This window comes from Pseudoxanthomonas sp. X-1, from assembly GCF_020042665.1.
Lineage (GTDB): Bacteria > Pseudomonadota > Gammaproteobacteria > Xanthomonadales > Xanthomonadaceae > Pseudoxanthomonas_A > Pseudoxanthomonas_A spadix_A.
Genome location: NZ_CP083376.1, coordinates 1,618,198 through 1,636,341, shown reverse-complemented (window position 1 = coordinate 1,636,341; position 18,144 = coordinate 1,618,198). Strand labels below are relative to the sequence as shown.

Annotated in this window: 26 protein-coding genes; 5 read left to right on the top strand and 21 right to left on the bottom strand. The window is 63.7% G+C overall.

What is annotated here, in order from left to right:
* Positions 1–33: 33 nt before the first annotated feature.
* The 19 genes from LAJ50_RS07265 to LAJ50_RS07175 all read right to left on the bottom strand — a co-directional run bounded on the left by LAJ50_RS07265 (position 34) and on the right by LAJ50_RS07175 (position 13,534).
* Positions 34–405 (bottom strand): hypothetical protein, encoded by a 372-nt coding sequence (locus LAJ50_RS07265; RefSeq protein ID WP_138654031.1) that lies wholly within the window; start codon positions 403–405, stop codon positions 34–36.
* A gap of 45 nt (positions 406–450) precedes the next feature.
* Positions 451–705, bottom strand: a complete 255-nt coding sequence (locus LAJ50_RS07260; protein WP_138654033.1) for a hypothetical protein — start codon at positions 703–705, stop codon at positions 451–453.
* Positions 706–758: 53 nt separating this feature from the next.
* Positions 759–1,817 carry a phage major capsid protein gene (locus tag LAJ50_RS07255; protein WP_138654035.1) on the bottom strand — a complete coding sequence of 353 codons (1,059 nt, stop codon included), beginning with the start codon at positions 1,815–1,817 and terminating at the stop codon, positions 759–761.
* Positions 1,818–2,016: 199 nt separating this feature from the next.
* Positions 2,017–3,108 carry a hypothetical protein gene (locus LAJ50_RS07250; RefSeq protein ID WP_138654037.1) on the bottom strand — a complete coding sequence of 364 codons (1,092 nt, stop codon included), beginning with the start codon at positions 3,106–3,108 and terminating at the stop codon, positions 2,017–2,019.
* Positions 3,109–3,120: 12 nt separating this feature from the next.
* Positions 3,121–5,385 (bottom strand): hypothetical protein, encoded by a 2,265-nt coding sequence (locus LAJ50_RS07245; protein ID WP_138654039.1) that lies wholly within the window; start codon positions 5,383–5,385, stop codon positions 3,121–3,123.
* Between the two features lie 30 nt (positions 5,386–5,415).
* Positions 5,416–6,756: a PBSX family phage terminase large subunit gene (locus LAJ50_RS07240; protein ID WP_205961542.1), complete on the bottom strand. Its 1,341-nt coding sequence runs from the start codon at positions 6,754–6,756 to the stop codon at positions 5,416–5,418.
* A complete protein-coding gene (locus tag LAJ50_RS07235) occupies positions 6,756–7,157 on the bottom strand; it encodes a hypothetical protein (protein ID WP_138654041.1) in 402 nt (133 codons plus the stop codon). Before LAJ50_RS07235 ends, LAJ50_RS07240 begins: the two co-directional genes overlap by 1 nt.
* 301 nt (positions 7,158–7,458) lie before the next feature.
* Positions 7,459–7,650, bottom strand: coding sequence for a hypothetical protein (locus tag LAJ50_RS07230; RefSeq protein WP_138654043.1), 192 nt, complete (start codon positions 7,648–7,650; stop codon positions 7,459–7,461).
* 4 nt (positions 7,651–7,654) lie between these two features.
* On the bottom strand, positions 7,655–8,197 hold the full coding sequence (locus LAJ50_RS07225; RefSeq protein ID WP_138654045.1) for a hypothetical protein: 543 nt from the start codon (positions 8,195–8,197) through the stop codon (positions 7,655–7,657).
* 81 nt (positions 8,198–8,278) lie between these two features.
* On the bottom strand, positions 8,279–8,578 hold the full coding sequence (locus LAJ50_RS07220; protein ID WP_224096507.1) for a DUF1064 domain-containing protein: 300 nt from the start codon (positions 8,576–8,578) through the stop codon (positions 8,279–8,281).
* Between the two features lie 47 nt (positions 8,579–8,625).
* On the bottom strand, positions 8,626–8,829 hold the full coding sequence (locus LAJ50_RS07215) for a hypothetical protein (protein WP_138654047.1): 204 nt from the start codon (positions 8,827–8,829) through the stop codon (positions 8,626–8,628).
* Between the two features lie 136 nt (positions 8,830–8,965).
* Positions 8,966–9,289, bottom strand: coding sequence for a DUF968 domain-containing protein (locus LAJ50_RS07210; protein WP_138654049.1), 324 nt, complete (start codon positions 9,287–9,289; stop codon positions 8,966–8,968).
* Positions 9,286–9,729 carry a hypothetical protein gene (locus tag LAJ50_RS07205; RefSeq protein WP_138654051.1) on the bottom strand — a complete coding sequence of 148 codons (444 nt, stop codon included), beginning with the start codon at positions 9,727–9,729 and terminating at the stop codon, positions 9,286–9,288. The genes LAJ50_RS07210 and LAJ50_RS07205 overlap by 4 nt, the downstream gene beginning before the upstream one ends.
* Positions 9,730–9,892: 163 nt before the next feature.
* A complete protein-coding gene (locus LAJ50_RS07200; protein WP_205961544.1) occupies positions 9,893–10,453 on the bottom strand; it encodes a phosphohydrolase in 561 nt (186 codons plus the stop codon).
* Between the two features lie 31 nt (positions 10,454–10,484).
* A complete protein-coding gene (locus LAJ50_RS07195) occupies positions 10,485–11,951 on the bottom strand; it encodes a replicative DNA helicase (RefSeq protein ID WP_224096506.1) in 1,467 nt (488 codons plus the stop codon).
* Complete coding sequence (locus LAJ50_RS07190) at positions 11,948–12,820, bottom strand: hypothetical protein (protein ID WP_138654055.1); 873 nt, start codon at positions 12,818–12,820, stop codon at positions 11,948–11,950. Before LAJ50_RS07190 ends, LAJ50_RS07195 begins: the two co-directional genes overlap by 4 nt.
* Complete coding sequence (locus tag LAJ50_RS07185; protein WP_171044634.1) at positions 12,817–12,984, bottom strand: hypothetical protein; 168 nt, start codon at positions 12,982–12,984, stop codon at positions 12,817–12,819. Before LAJ50_RS07185 ends, LAJ50_RS07190 begins: the two co-directional genes overlap by 4 nt.
* Before the next feature lie 68 nt (positions 12,985–13,052).
* On the bottom strand, positions 13,053–13,220 hold the full coding sequence (locus LAJ50_RS07180) for a hypothetical protein (protein ID WP_171044635.1): 168 nt from the start codon (positions 13,218–13,220) through the stop codon (positions 13,053–13,055).
* Entirely contained in the window at positions 13,217–13,534 is a 318-nt protein-coding gene (locus LAJ50_RS07175; RefSeq protein ID WP_138654057.1) for a helix-turn-helix transcriptional regulator, read from the bottom strand. Before LAJ50_RS07175 ends, LAJ50_RS07180 begins: the two co-directional genes overlap by 4 nt.
* Positions 13,535–13,844: 310 nt before the next feature.
* Here LAJ50_RS07175 and LAJ50_RS07170 point away from each other — a divergent pair, with 310 nt between their 5' ends.
* Complete coding sequence (locus LAJ50_RS07170) at positions 13,845–14,117, top strand: hypothetical protein (RefSeq protein WP_138654059.1); 273 nt, start codon at positions 13,845–13,847, stop codon at positions 14,115–14,117.
* A gap of 32 nt (positions 14,118–14,149) precedes the next feature.
* Here the strand turns inward: LAJ50_RS07170 and LAJ50_RS07165 are convergent, their stop codons facing one another.
* A complete protein-coding gene (locus tag LAJ50_RS07165; RefSeq protein ID WP_138654061.1) occupies positions 14,150–14,380 on the bottom strand; it encodes a Cro/CI family transcriptional regulator in 231 nt (76 codons plus the stop codon).
* 481 nt (positions 14,381–14,861) lie between these two features.
* On the opposite strand from LAJ50_RS07165, the gene LAJ50_RS07160 reads away from it, so the two are divergent.
* The 3 genes from LAJ50_RS07160 (at position 14,862) to LAJ50_RS07150 (ending at position 15,908) form a co-directional block, all read left to right on the top strand.
* Positions 14,862–15,269, top strand: a complete 408-nt coding sequence (locus LAJ50_RS07160; protein WP_138654063.1) for a hypothetical protein — start codon at positions 14,862–14,864, stop codon at positions 15,267–15,269.
* 54 nt (positions 15,270–15,323) lie between these two features.
* Positions 15,324–15,647 carry a hypothetical protein gene (locus LAJ50_RS07155; protein WP_138654065.1) on the top strand — a complete coding sequence of 108 codons (324 nt, stop codon included), beginning with the start codon at positions 15,324–15,326 and terminating at the stop codon, positions 15,645–15,647.
* A gap of 78 nt (positions 15,648–15,725) precedes the next feature.
* A complete protein-coding gene (locus LAJ50_RS07150; RefSeq protein WP_138654067.1) occupies positions 15,726–15,908 on the top strand; it encodes a hypothetical protein in 183 nt (60 codons plus the stop codon).
* A 31-nt stretch (positions 15,909–15,939) separates the two neighbouring features.
* On the opposite strand, the gene LAJ50_RS07145 is transcribed toward LAJ50_RS07150, so the two are convergent.
* Complete coding sequence (locus tag LAJ50_RS07145; RefSeq protein ID WP_138654069.1) at positions 15,940–16,428, bottom strand: hypothetical protein; 489 nt, start codon at positions 16,426–16,428, stop codon at positions 15,940–15,942.
* Between the two features lie 634 nt (positions 16,429–17,062).
* Between LAJ50_RS07145 and LAJ50_RS07140 the strand changes: the two genes are divergently transcribed.
* Positions 17,063–18,085 carry a hypothetical protein gene (locus LAJ50_RS07140; protein ID WP_224096505.1) on the top strand — a complete coding sequence of 341 codons (1,023 nt, stop codon included), beginning with the start codon at positions 17,063–17,065 and terminating at the stop codon, positions 18,083–18,085.
* The last annotated feature ends 59 nt before the right edge of the window (positions 18,086–18,144 follow it).

The following is an 18,144-nucleotide window of genomic DNA, read 5'->3' as shown; positions in this document are numbered from 1 at the left end:
GCCGGCCCCGGGTGTCACTCCTGACCGAGCGACTCAGCTGGCCTTGGCGGCCTTGGCCTTGGCGGGCTTGTCGTTGACGATCTGCGCGGACTGCTGGACGGTCGTCGACGAGCCGGTCACCTTTAAGCCCGTGGCGTCGGCCACGTCCTTCGGGTTGCGATAGATCTGGAACACGATGCGGTCGTTCTTGTCGTCGTACTTGGCGCGCAGACGCCGCAGTTCCGCATCGGCGTCGTTGGGCAACTCGACCTCGCCGTATTCCTGATCGAACACCTGCACGTTTTCCTCCAAATGGATGGCCTTGAGGATCGGCAGCTCATGCTCCAGCGCCTCGAACGGGATGTGATCGACACCGCGCTTGATGTCCAGCAGGAGGACGGGAAAGGTCTTGGTTGAATCGGTCATGTCGGGTCTCGCTCTGTGAGTGGGTCAGGCTGAAGCGGCCCCCGATCAGGAGCCGCCGCTGCCCTGCAGGTAGACGCCGGTGCCAGCCGCCGAGAGCTTCACGAACTTGGGCAGGTTGGTGACCAACATCATCGTGGTGGCCGGCACGGTTGCCAGGGTCGTGTAGGTGCCGGACAGCGTGTCCGCGCCCTGGATCGTGGCGGAGCTGGCCGAGAGATTGATGGCGATAGCGTCGCCACCAGTGAGGAAGGGCGAACGACCCAGCTGCTGGCCGGTCGTGGTGAGCGTCACAAGGTTCATGGGCGTGGTCTCGTATGTGAGGAAGGAGGGCCCGGCGAACCGGAGCCGATCTTTCAGGCGATGGACAGCACGCCAGTGGCGTTGCGCTGGTTGGTGGTCATGCCGTAGGAGCCGGTGTTGCCGAAGTACAGGACATACCGGTCGGGCAGGCGCTGCGGCTTGCGCTTCACGTCCCAGGCGCCCTTCATCGGACGGAACTTGATCACGTCGCTATTGAGGAAGTAGCAGCGCTTGGTCCAGGGATAGGTGATCGCGCCGACCACGGCATCCAGCTGCTCGAAGGTCGGATCCCACTCCACCGGGATGCCGCGGTAGTACAGGCCCTTCGTCGCCACGTCGTAGGTCACACCGCCCTGGGCCACGCCGCCACCGGACAGTTCGCGGGTGGTCTGGGTGCGTGCCTCGTTCTTCAGCGCGGTGTAAAAGGCGTAGCCGCAGACGATCTTGTTGGGCAGCCGGCCGCCGTAGCGCACGCAGTTGTCCCACATCGCATCCATGCCGTTGGACACGTTGCCCACGGTGCCGGTGCTGATCGCCAGGTTGGTGTTGTTGCGCCAGTAGGTCGCAACGCTCGCGTCGATGTTGCCGACGGTGCCGACGGTGGGCGTGGTGCTCACGAGCGCGTCCAGGCCGACCACAGCTTTGGCGGACTGGGCGCCCGACTGCAGGGTTTCCAGAGCCAGACCATCCTGGATGCCCTTCTGGAGCGCAGTGAAAGACACCTCCAGCAGGTTGACCAACTGCTCCTTCTCGGAGGTCGTGGCCGGATCCATACCGTCCTCGCTGATCACGATGTTGTTGGCCTTCAGGCGGTCCTCGTCGAACCAGAAGCCGTCGTGATAGTTGGCGTAGGTGTACTTCGCCTGGCGGACAGGGTCGCGCGAGTTGTAGGTGACCTGGTCTGCGCCGAAATAGTTCTGGTAGTTCGAGTCGTTCGAGACGAACACCGATTCGTTGTAGAAGCCGTTGCCGAAGACGGACACGGCCTTGTTGTCCATGAACCACTTCAGCAGGACATGGTTGATGTTGATGTTGTCAATCGGGGCGTTGCGGCGGAACGTCTCCAGGGTGTAGTTCGCACCCTGAGCGATCTGAGCGGCGGTAAAAGGCATGGTCGTGCTCTCGAATGAGGGGAATGGGGTGACTTCCATCCACGGCATCGAGGCGGGCGAACCCTCTTGCGGCCCTGCCGGGCGCGACTCCGGCGTACTGCTTGCGTGGTGTCGCCTGCGGGCGACATGACCACGCTATGCCCCTGTCAAGGGGCGTCAACGGTAAAAAGGAGAGCCCGGCTCGCCGGGCTCTTTCTGATCAACCTGCCTGGCGCATGCCGAAGTCAAGCGCCTCCATCGGACTGGCGTTGTCCGGCAGCATGGACGGCTGCGGGCCGGAGGGCCGCATCGGGCCCGGCGGCGGCTTCGCGGGCTGAGCCGGCGCGGCTGAGGCGGACGCCGCAGGAGCTGGGAATGAAGGAATTGACGCATACGCAGCCTGCACGGCCTGGGGCCACTGCGAGGGAGGCACGGTCTGACGAATGTTGGCCACCAGCGCATTGAGCATCGGCCGCTTTGCGGCGTAGTTCGGATCGCTTGCGCCCATGGTGGCGTCGAACTGCTGGAGCCACGTGCGGCCCTGCTGTTCGGCGGCCTGTGCGGCCTGCTGCTCCTGCTGGAGACGGAATCCCTGCCCTTGCACGGCCTGCTGGGCGCGAAGCTGGGCGACTTCCAAGGCCCGCTCCCTCGGCATCTCACCTGCGGTGACCAGATCAGCCAAATCTCGGTGCTGGTCCAGCGGATCGTGGCCGGGTGCCTCGCGGCCCAGCAGCTGAGCCAGCGCGGCCAACTCGCCCTGCATGAGCTTCCAGGCCTCCTCGCCAGCCGCGGTATCGCCCTTGCCCAAGCGCCCCAGCAACCCAAGGTAATCCAGCGTCTTGCCGTACTGCTCAGGCGAAGCGCCGGTCTCCATGACCATGTTGACCATGTCCTCGCCGACCTTGGCGCGCTCGACCAGCTTGGGCAGCTCGGCGGCGTCCTTGATGCCCGCCTTGTCCAGCGCCTCACGGAAGGGCGCCATGGTCTTGCGTTCTTCGGAGAGTTCACGGAAACGGTCAGCGGCCTTGTCCTTCAGGCCGAGCGCCTGGACTTCGGCAGCGGTGTCGTCAGCCGCGGGAGGATCGGCCGGGGGTTGGCCCTCGGCGGCGGGCGGCGCCGATGCTGCAGCGGCAGCGGCTTCGTTCGCCTCAACGGTGCCTGGCGGGGGCTCGGCCTGGGCCTGAGCGGGCGCCGGGGCGAGCTCGTCGATCGAGGGCTCAGCCGCGGCCATGCCGGCGTCGAAGGCCTCAAGGGGCGTCTGTTCGGCGGGCGGCGTAGAGTCTGCCGGCGGGGTGTTGTTCTCGGGGTCCATGGGTGCTCCTGGTCAGAGGGGGGCGGGTTGAGGGGGCGCAGGGTTCTGCGCCATGGGTTGCGCGGGGACGGCGGCTTGGGCGCTTGGCACGCCCGGAATTGGGCTCGGCTGCATGCCCATAGCCGGAGGCGCAGACGGGTCGCTGTCGCCCTGCGGAATGAGTTGGTCGATGTCGAAGCGTTCGCCGCTGCGCTCAGCCGTGATCCTGAGCAGCTGCTCCAGCGAATCAGCGATGCTGGCCGGCGAGGCCTGACGCAGCTGTCCGATTTGGGCAATGCCCTGCTGGAGCATTGGTAGGAGGGTGGACCATGCCTGACGCTCCAGCGCGGTGTTCGGCTTGCCAGACGAGCCGGCGCGGATGCTCACGGTGACAAACTGCCCCAGATCGCCCGGCTTTGTGTACGGTGGCCAGAACGCATTCGGACCGACGATGGCCTGCACGTCCTCGACGGTCAGATAGGCCCAGCACACCTCGCAGGTATAGCGCGCCAGGTCCGACAGCATGCTCTCCAGCTGGTCGCGCCTAGCGCCAGTGCGCGCCTGGAATCCCTGCTGCTGGATGTCAGCTTCGGTTGCAGTCTTGCCCTGAGTCACAGCGCCGGCCAAGGCCTCCTGCACGCCCCAGATGCGCTCGATCTCGTTGATGATCCGCTGCCGGTCGTACAGCGCTGGGTCGATCTGAGCGTAGGGGACTGGATAGAACAGGTTGGCCAAAGGCGTTTGGGGATTGGTGACCTCAACAGCCACCATCTCCTGCGTCACACCCTTAGCCAGTTTCGTAACCGTCGGCTCCGCTAGCTGTCCAGCCGCGAACATCATCTTGGGCCGGATGCGCCGCCGGTGCTCCGCTTCAGCCGAGCCGATCCGGTTGTACTCGTCCACCAGCTTCATGGTGCGCGTGACGAGCGATTGCGGGTGACGCTGACCGTCCACCTCGCTGGTGGTGAACACGAAGTAGGGGTAGAACCGGGTCGTGCTGACGGGCGTCCACGGATCCTTGGCCCAGAACCTCAGGCCCTCGATCGCGGTCAGGACCGTGCTGCTTGTGGCGTCCCAAATCTCTATGACCCGGACGAATTTCGGCGTCTTGGCCGTGCTGCCCTTCTCGAAGGCATCGGCCTCAGTGGCTTCCGGGGTGGTCAGCGAGCCAGAGTCGGTCTGTACCATGACCGGCTTGCGTGGCGTGTAGCTCGTGGCCTGGCCGAGAACACGCTCTGCCCTGCCCTCGTTGTCGAACTGCGCCAGCCGGGGGCCGAAAGCTGCCAGCGCCGCATCGAAGTCCAGGTAGAAGTGGTCGCCACACCACGGCGCATCCAGATGGTTGGCGATGGTGAAGCCCAGCGCCACACGGAAGTTCTCCGGCTGCACGTTGTCGACGACGAAACCGCGCGCCACGACCGGGTCAGCTTGGGACCGGATAGCCTGGAGCTGGCGCTCCAACTCGACAACCGTGGCCTCCTGATCGTCACCGAACACGCCCTTGGCGAAATCCCAGGCACGGGTGACCAAGCCGGGCGATCCGTCGATCAGCTGCTGCTGCAGCGCCCTTGCACGTGCCAGGTTCTCCTGAAGGTCGTTGATCTGCTTCTGCGTCTCAGGGCTCGGCGCAGTGCGCTCCTGCCAGCTTGCCTTGATGACGCCAAGCCCGACTGTCAGACCTGAACGCACCAGCGGGCGACCACGGCGCTTGAGCTGGGCGTCCTCCCACATGCGCTCGCCCACGATCTCCAGCGACTCAGCGAACGCCTTGATGTCCCGCTGCCGGCGCATGTACGCCTTGCGCATGTCGGTCAGCTGCTGGCTGATCTGCTGCTGGATGTAGGCCTGTTGGGCCGCCTGGCCGGCGATCATAGCCTGATCAGGAGGTGCGCCCATTGCGACCGCCTGAGCCGCGGCCTGAGCACCAGCCTGGATTGCCTCGGGGCTCCCCTGCAGCTGGTCGTCGAGCGCGTCGCGCAGGGCAATCGCATCTGGCGGGCGCATGGCCCGACCCGGCACGACATCGAAATCAGGATCACGCGCATACAGGTGCGCCTCCAGAATGTCGATGTTCGTGCCGATCAGGTTGGCGTCGACCTCAAACCCCGAGTCGCCTCGCGCGTAGCGGCGGTCCTTGGCGTACTGCTTGCGGGCTTCTTCGTCGAATGTGCCAACTGCCTCGTACCGATCCAGCCACCGCTTTACGTCGGCCTCCTCGCGCGCCTGCATCTTCATGGGATCAGGCTGGGCAGGCGGCAGTGCCGGCGTCTGGTCTACCGGTGCGGTCGGGTCAGTCATTTCAGCAGCCTGGTAGGCTGCCAGATCGCGTCAACGGTAATAGCGCGCGTTCGCCTCGGGGTCTGGGCTGTTGAGGCGGTCTACCTCGTTGAACCACTGGCGGGTGAATGGCTTAGGTGGATCCTTCTTCGGCGGAGCCGCCGGCCGGGCGTCAGTCATGTCGTCCAGACCGCGCGCCAGCAAGCTGCACACGTCCACCATGTCGTCTCGCCGCCCATCCTGGCCGTTGAAGGCACAGAGCTGGTTGACGAGGCGATCCCCCCAATCGGTGTTGGGAACCCACACGGTGCCGGCTGCGGCTCGGGCAGCGAAGCCAAGTGCCCGGCTGGCCTTATTGCCCGCGCTCGCCAATGGCATGCGGGCCACGTAGGTGTCAGCCTCGCGCATCGCCTTGTTAATCGAGGCGTCCACCGCTCGGAGGATGACGCCCTTTTCCTCGAAGGCGGCCAGGGGCTTGTTGCGCCGGATCATCGCCAGCCACGCCTTGATCCAAGTGTCCGGATCCTCTTGGCCGCTCCACCAGTCCACGAACCAAAGGTCGCCGTTGTGGTCCAGCCCTGCGCATCCATGCTCTGTGTAGTCCGGATCGCTGTCGGGATTGTTTGGGTCGGGCCCGCCGGCATAGTCGCTGGCGATGTACTTGTTCAGCGTCTCGGGTTGGCTAGCCAGATCAAACCTCTTCAGCCACGGGCGTTTGAACAGGAGGCCCGCCACGCTGCGGCACCTACCCTCCCAGACGTGCTGGTAGAGGTCGTCATTGATTGCCTGGAGCGTGCGCCGCTCCTCGTCCATCTCTGACCCGAACCACGGGTTGTCACGCCAGTTGATCTCGCACACCCAGGCGTTCTGGTCCTGCTGCTTGATGAAGCGATCGTAGACGTAATCGTCTTCCTGGTCCGGGTTGAAGGTGATCCAGACCTCTGACCCCGCCTTGCGGATTGTGGGAATCAGGATGTTCCACGACCTAGCCGTGACGCTATGCGCCTCCTCGACCCAGACGATGTCCGCACCCTCCCAAGACTTGATGCTGTCTGCGGTGTGGTCCTTCAGGCCAGAGAAGCTGAACGTGGATCCTGTCGTGAGGCAGCGGATCTCCGTTTTCAGCACTTCGAAGTAGGACTCCAGCCCCAGCCGGCCGATGTAGTCCTTCAGCACCTGCATGGACGACTCTTTCAGGGATTTCTGCACCTCGCGCACGCAGAGGATGCGCAACTGGCGCTGCATCGACATCATCAGCAGCACCTGAGCGACTGTGTGGGACTTGGCCCCACCCCGCCCCCCGTGCATGACCTTGAAGCGCTTGGGCTGGAGGATCGGCAGGAGCTTGACGGGCAGCTGCAGGTTGACCTGCGGCCGGAGCGAGGGGGCCACTACTCTCCCCTCGGGGCCACCGGGTTGACGATCCACTGCGGTGCCGGCAACGGGTTGTCCGGGTCGCTGGAGTGTTGGACCTTGTCGCCGTACTCCCTCGGCGCGATCTTCGAGGCCCGCCACCGGTAGTGATGGGACAACTCCTTGGCCTTTTTCAGGGCGAACTCGTCCTCGGCGGACTCGATTCCAGCCTCGGCCTTCTCATCCCAGTATCGGGCCATTGCCGATCTCGCCTCGCGCACGCGCGCGGAACGCTCAGGATCGGCCTCAACCCACGTCAGAAGCGACCCAATCGAAACGCCACGCTCTTGGGCGATGGCTGTCATAGACGTACCGCGACCGATGTCCTCGCAGACGGCCTCAAGCCCATATTGATCCAATATCTGCCGGGCGGCTGCCATTAGCTTCGGCTCCGCTTGGGAAAGAAGCGCCCGATCCCACGGCAAGAAATGTCACCCGGCCGGCTGCAACCGGCCAAGCCGCCACGACGTGGCAAACCGCTCTCGGGCTGCGCAGGTTCGTCGACACTCATGCGCTTGTCGCCCCTGTACTGGCGCCCAGGGTTGGCGCGAATCTGGTGATGGATGAACCACGCCTCGCAGTTGGCGTGCATCGTGTAATCCCACCAACGCGGAAGCCGGTGAAACCTCATGCGGGGCTTTATCCCGGCACTAGTGCATCCAATGTCACGCCAGAGCCAAGTCATCGGGCTGCCTCAGCCAGAACGCGGCCGCCCAGCGCCGTCAGTGCCACCCGGCCATTCCGCTCGAATGCCAGGCCGTGGGCCACCAACCCCTCCAGCACCATGGGCGTGAGGTCGCGCTGCGCCTCGGCCCGGCTCAACGAGAACTCCAGGGCCAGGTGCTTGGCGGCTTCGTGCAGGCGGCTATCCATTGCCTCACGCTGCCTGTTCGGCCGGAGGCGTCAACGGCAATAGCACCCGCCCCCGAAGGGAGGCCGCGATGGCATGGGCGATCTGGTAGAGCGCCGGGTACTGGGCCAGCTGATCGGCGGGAACGCGTGCCTGCTCAGCCAGGGCCTGCAAAATCGTGTCGGCCGTGATGTCACGTCGAGCAGCTGCTGTGGCGAAAGGCAGCTCCAGGTGGGCTGCGATCGCTTCGGCGATTGCCTCAGGCCTCGGATAGATGCCCTTGTCCTCGTCCCGACGGTAGTGTCCTACAAGGCGCTGCCCCCACACCCCGCGCGCCAGGTCACGCTCGATGGAGGGCATGGAGGTGTGGGTCTCTGGGATCACCCAGGCCTCCAGCGTGTCGACGGCGACGAACAGCCACGCTCCGCACCTACGGTCGTTGTACAGCCGCTTGAGCCTGCCCTGCACCGCCTCAGCGGCTCCGAGCAGGTCATCCGGGTCCACCGTCAGCAGCGGCCGCGGTGAGTAGTACTGACGGAACGGCGTTGCGTTGTTCTCGATCTCACCCACGGCTCACCCCCTCTCGTTTCCTGAGTTTGATTTCCCGCCGCATGAGCGCGGCCTCGCGTTGCAATTGCGATGCACTGGCCATCAGAAGTGCTCCACTGCCCAGCCACCCCCGTCCCGCTTCGCTGTCGCCTTTACGGCCAGGAAGTCGAACGGGTACATTTCTGCGGCTATCTTGATCTTTGCCCGCGCGTCGTCTTGCCAGAACCCCTTGACCTCGTGCATCTGCATGCGGCCGTCTGCCAGCATCACAGCGAAGTCGGGGGTATAGAACGTGTTGTCGGCCAGTCTCAGCTTGACGCCCTCGAAGCGATACCAGGCCACCTCGCCGGCCGCCTTGCGCAGTTCCAGGCTCGCGGCGTAGGCCGCCTCAGTCTTGTTCATCGCGCCAGCCTTGAGCCGGCCGAGCGCCATCGCACTGTGCCGGCCCCTCACTTCGTCCTCCTTTCCTCGTACACGCCGCCGTCCACGGACAGATAGCCCTCGGCCACAGCCCGGTCCAGCTCGCGCGCAGGCGTCCCAACGTCAGCACTGCGCCCAAACAGCCGGCGACGCATGCGCACGTAGTCGCCGGTCGTGAACTTGCCGGGCGGCAGCTCCTCCAGCACGGCAAACATGGTGTTGAGGTTGGTCATGATCCGGACCTACTCAGCGAGACCATCATCCATCCGCCCAACATGCAGGCCCAGGCGGGTCCATGAATTAGCCACACGGCTGCATAGCCAAGCAGGTAAGCAGCAAGGATGGAGATCAGGGAAATAATTGCTTTCCTCATGACAACTCCCTTGCCGCCTTCGCATCTACCGTCAGCACGCCCATGGACGCAGCGCGGTCCAGCGTGCGGAAGACGTGCAGCCACTGGGCGCCGTACTCGTCCTCCCAATCCGGCCAACCAGCGTGCAAGCAGGCGTGACACGCAGGGCACAGCGGCATCGCCGCCAGGTCGCTGTGCTTGCTGCTGCCATGGCGGTCCGCGATGCTGTGGTGCGCGTGATTTCGACCGACGATGCCGCAGCCGCAGCACGGAAGCGAGCGCACCCACTCTAGGTAGGGCTCGCTGCGGAGTTTCGGGAGATTCAAAAGATCTCTGATCATGCAGCCTCTCGCTCTTTCGGGTAGAGCAACTCCACCCCTTGCTTGCGGAAGTGGTCCTGGATGTCGGTCATGCACCGGTCGAGCTGGATCGTGGTCATCACGGACGTGACCGGCAGGATGTCCATCGCCACGAGCTTGTCCTCGTAGACCAGCGGCTTGATCACGCGGTCGTAGGCGGCCCGGAAGTCCTCATCCTCGGCACGCAGAATCGGCACACCGAAGTGCAGCTTGCAGAAGCGCTTCACGCCTCGCGGATCATCCTGTCGCAGCTCCCGCGCCACTTGACCGAACCAGCCATGCAGCACTGCGTTCTGCTCGACGCTCCTGCCCTTCCCTTCCTTGACGTTGACTTCCAGATACCGGCGCGAGTGCCACAGCTCGCGCACGCCGCCGATGAAGGACTGGAGGCTGACTTCGCTGTTGAGGATGTGCTTGGTCATGGGGATGCCCTCTCAGCACGTTGCATGGCGCTCTCTGCTGTGGGGCAGATCGCGATTAGTCGGTTGGTACGGAACAGCCGGTAGCACGTCCCAGTGAGGAACCAGCCCTTGCGGATGGACCAAGGCGGGCATTCGATCGTGTCGGCGGTGGGACGGGTCCAGGTCATGGCACGGAAACTCCCAGCTCCCTTAGCGCCTTCCTGTACTTCTTTCGCAGGCGATCAGCGGTCTGCTTGTCGAGCAGCGCCAAACGCGCCTCATCGCTGTTGTCGGCGATGTCGGCAAGCTTCACTCGCATGGCGATTTCATCTTCTCGGATGTCGGCGTAGTAGTTGCTTTCGGGGTAGCCTTCGAATTTGGTCAAGGCAAGAACCGCGTTGACCACAGTGACCGGGAAGTTGTCCTCGACGTGGTGGCCAATCCGGCTCTGCTCATCGCATGCCGCGTCCTCAATTACGTCATGCAGCCACGCGGCGGCCTCAGCCACCTCGCAGTCAGGGCAAGGCGATCTCCAAGGCGAGCAGCATGATGGGTCTCCACAGCCCACACTGCCCCAATCCACGACCTCTCCACGGCCGTTGCAGTCTTCGTTGGCGCACATGCGGTCCTCGCGGACACGCGCCGCAACCCGAGCCACATGCTCGATGTATGGCTTGCCAGCCTTGTCCACCTGACCGGCGTGAGCGCGATGCGCCAGCTCCTTTGCTCTCTCGACGATGCTCACGCCGCCTCCATGTAGTTGTCGCGGTGGAGGTTCACTCATCACCTCCCGCCGCCAGGCTCTTGCCCGATCGGAAGAATCCCCTGCCGGTCGACCTATTCGGCGATGACTGGACTGGAGGCTGAGGCGCTGGGCCCTCCCAGTCGCGAAGCGCCATGTGCGCATAGTCATTCCGCAGCAATATGGTCTTGCCAGCCTCGATGTCACGACCCTTCGCCACGATCAGCTCAACCGCGCCGCGCATGTAGCTCTCCTTGTCGTAGTAGTCCTCTCGGTGGAGGAATACGATCAGGTCGGCCTTTTGCTCCAGCTCGCCGGACTCACGCAGGTCCGTCATCGTCGGGCGTTTGTCTGCTCTATTTGCCATCTGGCGGTTGAGCTGCGCCAGGGCAACGACCGGGCAGTTGAACTCCTTCGCCAGCGTCTTCAGCCCTTGGGCAATCTTTCCGTACTCGAAGCGCGCCAGCTTGGCGTCCACTTTGAAGTCATGGATGTGGTCCACCACCAGCAGGTCGATCGGTTCCTGCAGGTGCTGGTTTCGCGCGCGGGCCATTACCTGGTTGATCGTCAGATCGGCCGTGTCGTCCACGTACAGATTTGAGGCCTTTAGCTGGCGGATGCCCTCGGTTACTTGAGGCCAGTAGTCATCGCCCTCCTTGCTGGGGGCCAAAAGCCAGTCGTGGGGCACCTTCATCAGCGAGGCGATGTTGCGGCGGTGAATCTGCCTCTTGCTCATCTCCAGCGAAAACAGGGCTACGCGCTTCTCACGCAGCGAGGCGAACAGCGACAGATTCAAGCCCAAGATCGACTTACCCATGCTGGGACGCGCCGCAAACAACGCCAGCTCGCCGGGCTGTAGCCCGTGGGTGTGCTTGTTGAAGTCGCCCCACGGCGTCGGCATTCCCGTCAGGCGCCCCTCGGAGTCATAGCGAGCCTGTAGGTCCTGGTAATAGTCCTTGAGCGAGTCAGCCGCCAGTGACAGGCCGCCGCGCTGCTTGGGCATCAAGCCCTGAACTAGCGTCTGAGCGCTCGCCAGTGCGTCGCCGCTGTCGCAGCGGCCATCGAAGCCCGCGTTTACGATCTCGGTCCCCACGTCGATCAAGCGCCGCTGCAGAGCCTTGTCCCGAACGATCTCGGCCCACGCCCGGATGTTGGCGGCCGATGCGGTGGAGGTCGCTAGCTCGATCAGGTAGTCGCCGCCAGCGATCAGGTCGGATTCGCCGCGTGCCTCAAACCAGTCCCCCAGCGTCACCGCGTCGTACGGCTTACGCTTCTCGGAAAGCTCCAGAATGCCCGCGTAGATCCGCTGATGGTCGCGGCGGTAGAAGTCTCCCTGTGCGAGCACATCCTGCACGCCCCATAGCGCAGCTGGCGACAGCATCAAGCCGCCCAGCACCGCCTGCTCGGCCTCCGTGCTATGGGGCGGCACGCGCAGCTGGCTGACATCGGGTCCGCCATACAACTCGGCCATGCGTTCGATTTCCTGGCGGACAGCGCTCATGCAGCCACCTGCCGGTCGTAGAGCTTCAACATGGTCTTCTCGCTGGTCAGCGTCTCGAAATCAGGGACGAAGTTCTCGTGCCCAGCGCCGCCCCGGATTCGACCTGCGTAGAAGTCGTCCTCAGCGGCCAGGTCGAAGTAGGCAGCCCAGAACTCGGGAGTCACCAGGGGCGTACCCGTGGACTCCCGGCAAATCTCCCTGGCAACCCGCAGGCAGCGCCTGACCTGCTGCTGGCGCTTCTCCCGGCCCACGCTTGCCGAGACGTTCGGCAGATTGCCGCCGTTGCGCTTGGTCAGCGGCGAGGCGTTGTAGGCCTCGACTGCCTCCCTGGTGACCTGAGCCAATCGCTGGGCAAGTTCGTCGGCGTCAGTCGGCGTAGCCGATGACGAATGCTTTTGATCTTTAGTGTTGGTGTTAGTGTTGGTGGGGACGTGAGTATCGGAATTGCCGGAATCTGTCGGATGAGTGTCGGAAATGTCGGATTCCGACTGGGGCGACTTTGCCGCCTTGGACCGATTTGCCCGATCCCACTCGCGCTTGTAGTCAGCACGCTCCGCCTTGTCCCTGATCGCCGCGTACTTGGCATGGTTGAGGAGGCGCCAACCGCCGTCGATCGGCGCCAATCGCCGCCCCTCGTTGTCGGGGGTGCGACTATAGGGGTCGGGCGACATCAGGCACTGCAAGGCCTGCTCGACCTCCTGAAGGCTGATGTTGGCCAGGCGGGCGAGACCCGGAATGGACCCGTAGACGTTCCCGCCCTTGTCTGCCTGGGACAGTAGCGTTACCCATAGCCAACGAGTCGCCAGCGGCTCGCTGACGATGGTGCTGGCCGCTATCGACCTAAACAGCTTTGTGTAGGTGTCGCTCAAGCGGCCTCCAGTAAGTCACGCTGCGGCGTCGGCGCTCTACGCGCCTCAGCACGGGCCATCTCGTCCGCTCGCAGGCGGTCGTACTCGCGCAGCTCGTAAGCGGTCATGGGAGCGGCGTAGAGGGCCTCCAGCGCCTTGCGGCAGAAGTCTGATTGCTTGGCCATGTGCTTGCTCGTCGTGGTCACTGGACCAGCGTGCGCGGGGGCCGTGCGCGAAATCTCGCCATTCGCACTCACGCAGCCCTCCCCGGCCCATTCGGGCGCGTCGGTTGGGGGCTGGGAAGGCGCTTGGCGCGCGGGAACTGGATCACGTTGGCGCTCGGGAACTGGAGGCGCTTCGCGGCCTCGAACGCCTCGTCGCGCATGATCTTCAGCACCTGCTCGTACTCGGAGTGGTTCATGCGGCAGCCCTCATGCGCAGTTCGGCGTTCTCCGCTTCGAGACGGGCGAGCTTTTCCTCGGCCGACTCGGTGCGCGGAACCATGTCCATCCCGCAGGAGTGAGCCACCCACTGCTGCCAGCCCCAGTTGCGCACCGCACGGGCGAAGCACAGCGCCATGTCGGCGGGCATGTGCGCGTTGCCCGAGATGATCCGGGACAGCTGCGCAGGCTCCATGCCGATGTCATTGGCGACCTGGCGCTGGGACTTCTTGGCGACCCGGATAGCCAGCAGCACCGCATCACCCGACGTGCGGCAGAGGCCGACGAGGTGCATCGGGACTCGCTCGATAGAGGGCACGGGGCCTATCAGTGGCAACGAGTGTTGTGTGGTCATGACTCGTGTTGACGGTTGGATTTCGGACCAAATGAGAGCCCGCCCCGAAGGACAGGCCCGATGGAAGCTCTACGTGTTGAACAGCCCGCGAACGTCACCACGCTGGTGTGGCTGTGCGGGCAGGTGTTCGCCATCCGCTGGATTGATGGCGTGTGCTGCTACCGAAGGGTTGGGCGCTGAGTGGCCCGCATAGGCGCCGGTCTGGCCGTAGGATTGGTGGCGCGACCCAACCTCACCCACGGAGACCGGCATGGACTTGCATGCGCTGCTGGAAGTGCAGCTGAAGACGGACCAGACGCTGGCAGCGATGCTGGCGCGGCAGGAAACATTGGAACTGGCCGTGGCAACACTCATTCAGTCTCACCCTCAGCCACAGCACGCCCTGGCAATTTGGCAGCACGCACAGTTGGAGCTAGCGGACCGGGCCTTTGCGGTCGAATCACTGCCGACGTTTCGGGATCAGATGGCGGCGTGCCTCGCCCGTTGGACCGACGCATTTGCTTCAGCCACACCGGAGGCATAAGCGCCAACTGCAGGAGCGCGTCGCTACTCATCTCAGGCCGCCTCCCCCTTCGGGGCCGGGGCGGGGCCGAAGATGTCGGGGCGGAGTTCGTGGCGGGAGACGCCCGTCAGGCGCTCGACATCCAGCACTCTTGCAGCGGGGACCTTGCCCCGCTCCTTCCATTCGCTGATCGATGGAGTCTTGATCCCCAAGGCGGCCGCGAGGGCCGACTGGGTGCCTACCGCGTCGATAGCGGCCTTGATCGGGTCTGCGGGATTGTCCATGGCCGCGACTATAGGCATTGCCTAGGCGGGGTGTCAAGGCATTGCCTACACCACCGGTCTGCGTGGTGCTATTAGGCAATGCTTACAGGTCAGGCGCTCGGCGCAGCAATCGAATCAGCTCGCGTCCGGAAGGGCGTGAACAGGTCAGAACTTGCCCGTCATTTCGGGGTCAAGCCAGAGTCAACCTATGACTGGACGAAGCATGGCCGTGTTTCGAAGGCCCGTCTGTTCAAGTTGTTCCAGTATTTCAGCGATGTAGTCGGGCCCGAGCACTGGGGGCTATCGGCCGCCGACATGGGCAGCCAGCCAGCGTCGCAACCCACGCGACTGGATGCAGAGATCATCCTTGCCGCGATCAGGCTGGCGAAGGAGTCTGTCCGACTCGGAGCCAATGAGGTGCTGGATATCGAGCGATCCCCCGAGGAGTTCGCCACCGCACTACGCAACGCTATTGCACTGCGAGAGAGACTGGAGGCGGAACATGGGGTTCAATCTGGATCAGGAGATCGACAAGCTAGCGGAGCTGGTGGCCCAGCGGTCGAAAAGGAAGGCGGGGAAGCCGAGAGACCTGCGGCTGGTAGGCGCAGAAAAACCGCCTGAACCCGATAAGGTGGCGCAGGCAGCACTGCCCAATTGGGCTGAGCTACAGGCGGTAGACGTGTCCCCGCGCGCGAAGGCCATGCACGAGATTATGGTGATCGCCAATAATTACGGATGGCAGATCGCGGTGACGCATTTCCTGATGACTAGGGGCGTTCCGTATCTATCGGACCTGACGGACCCTCAGTTGGACGATCTGTTGGATCGGATGCACGGATACGTTGATGCATGCGAGGTCGATGCTTTTGTAGAAGATGGCTTACAGATTTGCGGGCGCAAGTCCGGATGATTGCGCCAAACTTAGGCGAGTTGTTTTCGATCCCAGAACGGCAAGGAGTAGCTAATGAAAATTGCGCCATGCGTCACCCTGATTTCCTGCATCGCTTTTGCGGGCAGTTCATTCGCCCAGACCTATGTCCAGCCCTATTTCCGTGCGGACGGGACCTACGTCGAAGGCCACTACCGCAGCGAGGCGAATAACAATCCATACGACAACTACTCAACTCAGGGGAACTACAACCCGTATACAGGCCAAGAAGGAACGGTTGATCCATACAGTCAGCCGTACCAAGCCCCTATCTATTCGCCGCCTCAGCCCTATTCTCAGCCACGTATTCAGCGGCCTCCACAAGGGCGCGTTAACAGACGTAGCGCTTACGGCAATTGAAGCTTGGATTCAGGAGGAAGGATGAAGCTATCAATGGGGATCGCATTGGCAATGCTCATCTCTGGATGCCAAAAGCACATGAGCTATGACGAACTTGACGCCACACGAGTGAACGCGATAAACGCGCTCGCCGAGGCGCAGGAAGCCAAGGATCGAGCCGAACAGTTGGAGTCTGACCTGGCAGATGCTCAGCAAAAGCTTGCGGATACGGAAGCCAGGCTTGACGCCATCTGCAACAACGCGCCAAACCTCTGCTATTAGCCACCAAAAACCCCGCCGGAGCGGGGTTTGTCTAGCTGCGCTTTTTCCCTTGGATGAACAAGTAGATGATCGCGGCCAACCCTCCACTACCGAAGAGTGCGCCAGGCCAAGCGGCGCCGTTAAGTCCCAAAGCAACGCCTCCAGCCATCGCAAAAACTGCCAGAGACCACGCCATCCACTGGCCCCGACGCGCCTCCGCGTAATCCGCGTCCTGAGCAGAACTCGCGCGCTCGTTCTGAGCAGTTAGAGCCTTTTCTGACAAATCGATCAGTCTCATGCCTGACCCAGGGACAGCCGCCTCGTAGTCAGCGAACTGCTTTGCAGGCGGAACAGGCCCTTGATAGACCTGCATACTCATCAAGATTTGCTGAACACCCGGCCTGTTGAGGACAGCCGGGTCCTTTATGATTTCCGCCTCGATGACCTTTTCCCGGTCATCCTTGTTTTCTGGAAGTTTAGCCGGCGGCAAGCCTTGCTTCTGGCCGCTCTGACTTCCGTTCCCTGGCTTGTTCTTGCTCATAGCTCTCCAAGGCTATGTTGAGGCTCTTGCCTACCTGCTCCCACGCCGACGCCAAGGCTATATCAGCCCTTGTGTCGTATAGGAACTGGGCTCGCGCTTGTTGACGGCTGGCGCCGGGGAAGAGATCGAATGCAGAACCAAAGCCCCGCCAGAACGACTTGCTGTGCTTTAGGTGATGCATGTTGAGAACTCCTTAGGGGGGATCATTCCGACCGTTGCGTGGGGATCAAGTTCCCCTGAACCACCGGTCTGCCAAGCTGCTGACCATCGATCGGGTCGCTATTGACGGCTTTGATGATAGCGCGTGGAACATCTTAGTTACCGAAGTTCGGTAACGCTTTTTGATGTCCATACAGTTCCATACGCGTTCATAAGCGTTCATCCGGGTTGCCGGAGGTCATTCATGTGCCGTGGAACACTACATGTAGGCGTTGCTGCCAGAAAGCAACGCTAGCTGTAGTCCTTGACGGCCGCCCTGGCCGCTACTGAAGTCGCCATGTGGGCCATGCGCCTATCGCCCGGCCGGGGTCGATTGGGAGAATCTATCGAAATTCCTAGGTATTGCCTATTGCACGTTACCTAGGCATTGCCTATAGTGACTCCCGTCAGCCCACCCCGGGCAGAGGACGGGAACATGGACAAGCGCAGCAGGAAGGCTCCAGTTAAGGCTGAGCCTCAGGAAGTCTTCATCGGCTACAAGGGCTTCGACAAGGATCTGGCATGCCACCCCGATGGCGGCGAGCGCGTCCAGTACAAGGTCGGCGAGACGCTGGAACTGGAGGGTGACATCAAGGCGTGCAAGCGCGGCTTCCATGCCTGCGAGTACCCGCTCGATGTCTTCAACTACTACCCGCCGGCCGGCTCGCGCTTTGCGCTGGTTGAGCAGTCGGGCCAAATCAGCAGGCACGAGCAGGACAGCAAGGTCGCCAGCAGCAAGATCAAGGTAAGTGCCGAAATAGGCCTGCCCGGCATCATCAAGGCGGCTATCGAGTACACGTTCTCGCGCGCCAAACCCGAGGGCGAGACCGCCACCGGCGACCGGGGCGCTGCCTCCGCCACCGGCGACCGGGGCGCTGCCTCCGCCACCGGCTACCGGGGCGCTGCCTCCGCCACCGGCGACCAGGGCGCTGCCTCCGCCACCGGCGACCGGGGCGCTGCCTCCGCCACCGGCGACCGGGGCGCTGCCTCCGCCACCGGCGACCGGGGCGCTGCCTCCGCCACCGGCGACCAGGGCGCTGCCTCCGCCACCGGCGACCGGGGCGCTGCCTCCGCCACCGGCGACCGGGGCGCTGCCTCCGCCACCGGCGACCAGGGCGCTGCCTCCGCCACCGGCTACCGGGGCGCTGCCTCCGCCACCGGCTACCGGGGCGCTGCCTCCGCCACCGGCGACCGGGGCGCTGCCTCCGCCACCGGCGACCGGGGCGCTGCCTCCGCCACCGGCTACCGGGGCGCTGCCTCCGCCACCGGCTACCGGGGCGCTGCCATGGCATGCGGCTATGAAGGCAAGGCCATGGGTAGCGACGGCAACGCGCTGTTCCTCGCTGAGCGAGACGACGACTACAAGGTCATCGCTGTGTGGGCTGGCATCGCTGGCCGAGACGGAATCAAGGCCGACACGTGGTACACGCTGCGCGGCGGCAAGCCGGTGGAGGCCTAAGCCATGGCTATCCGATCCGATATCCGCACATCCCGCGCCGAGTGGGCTGCGATGACCGT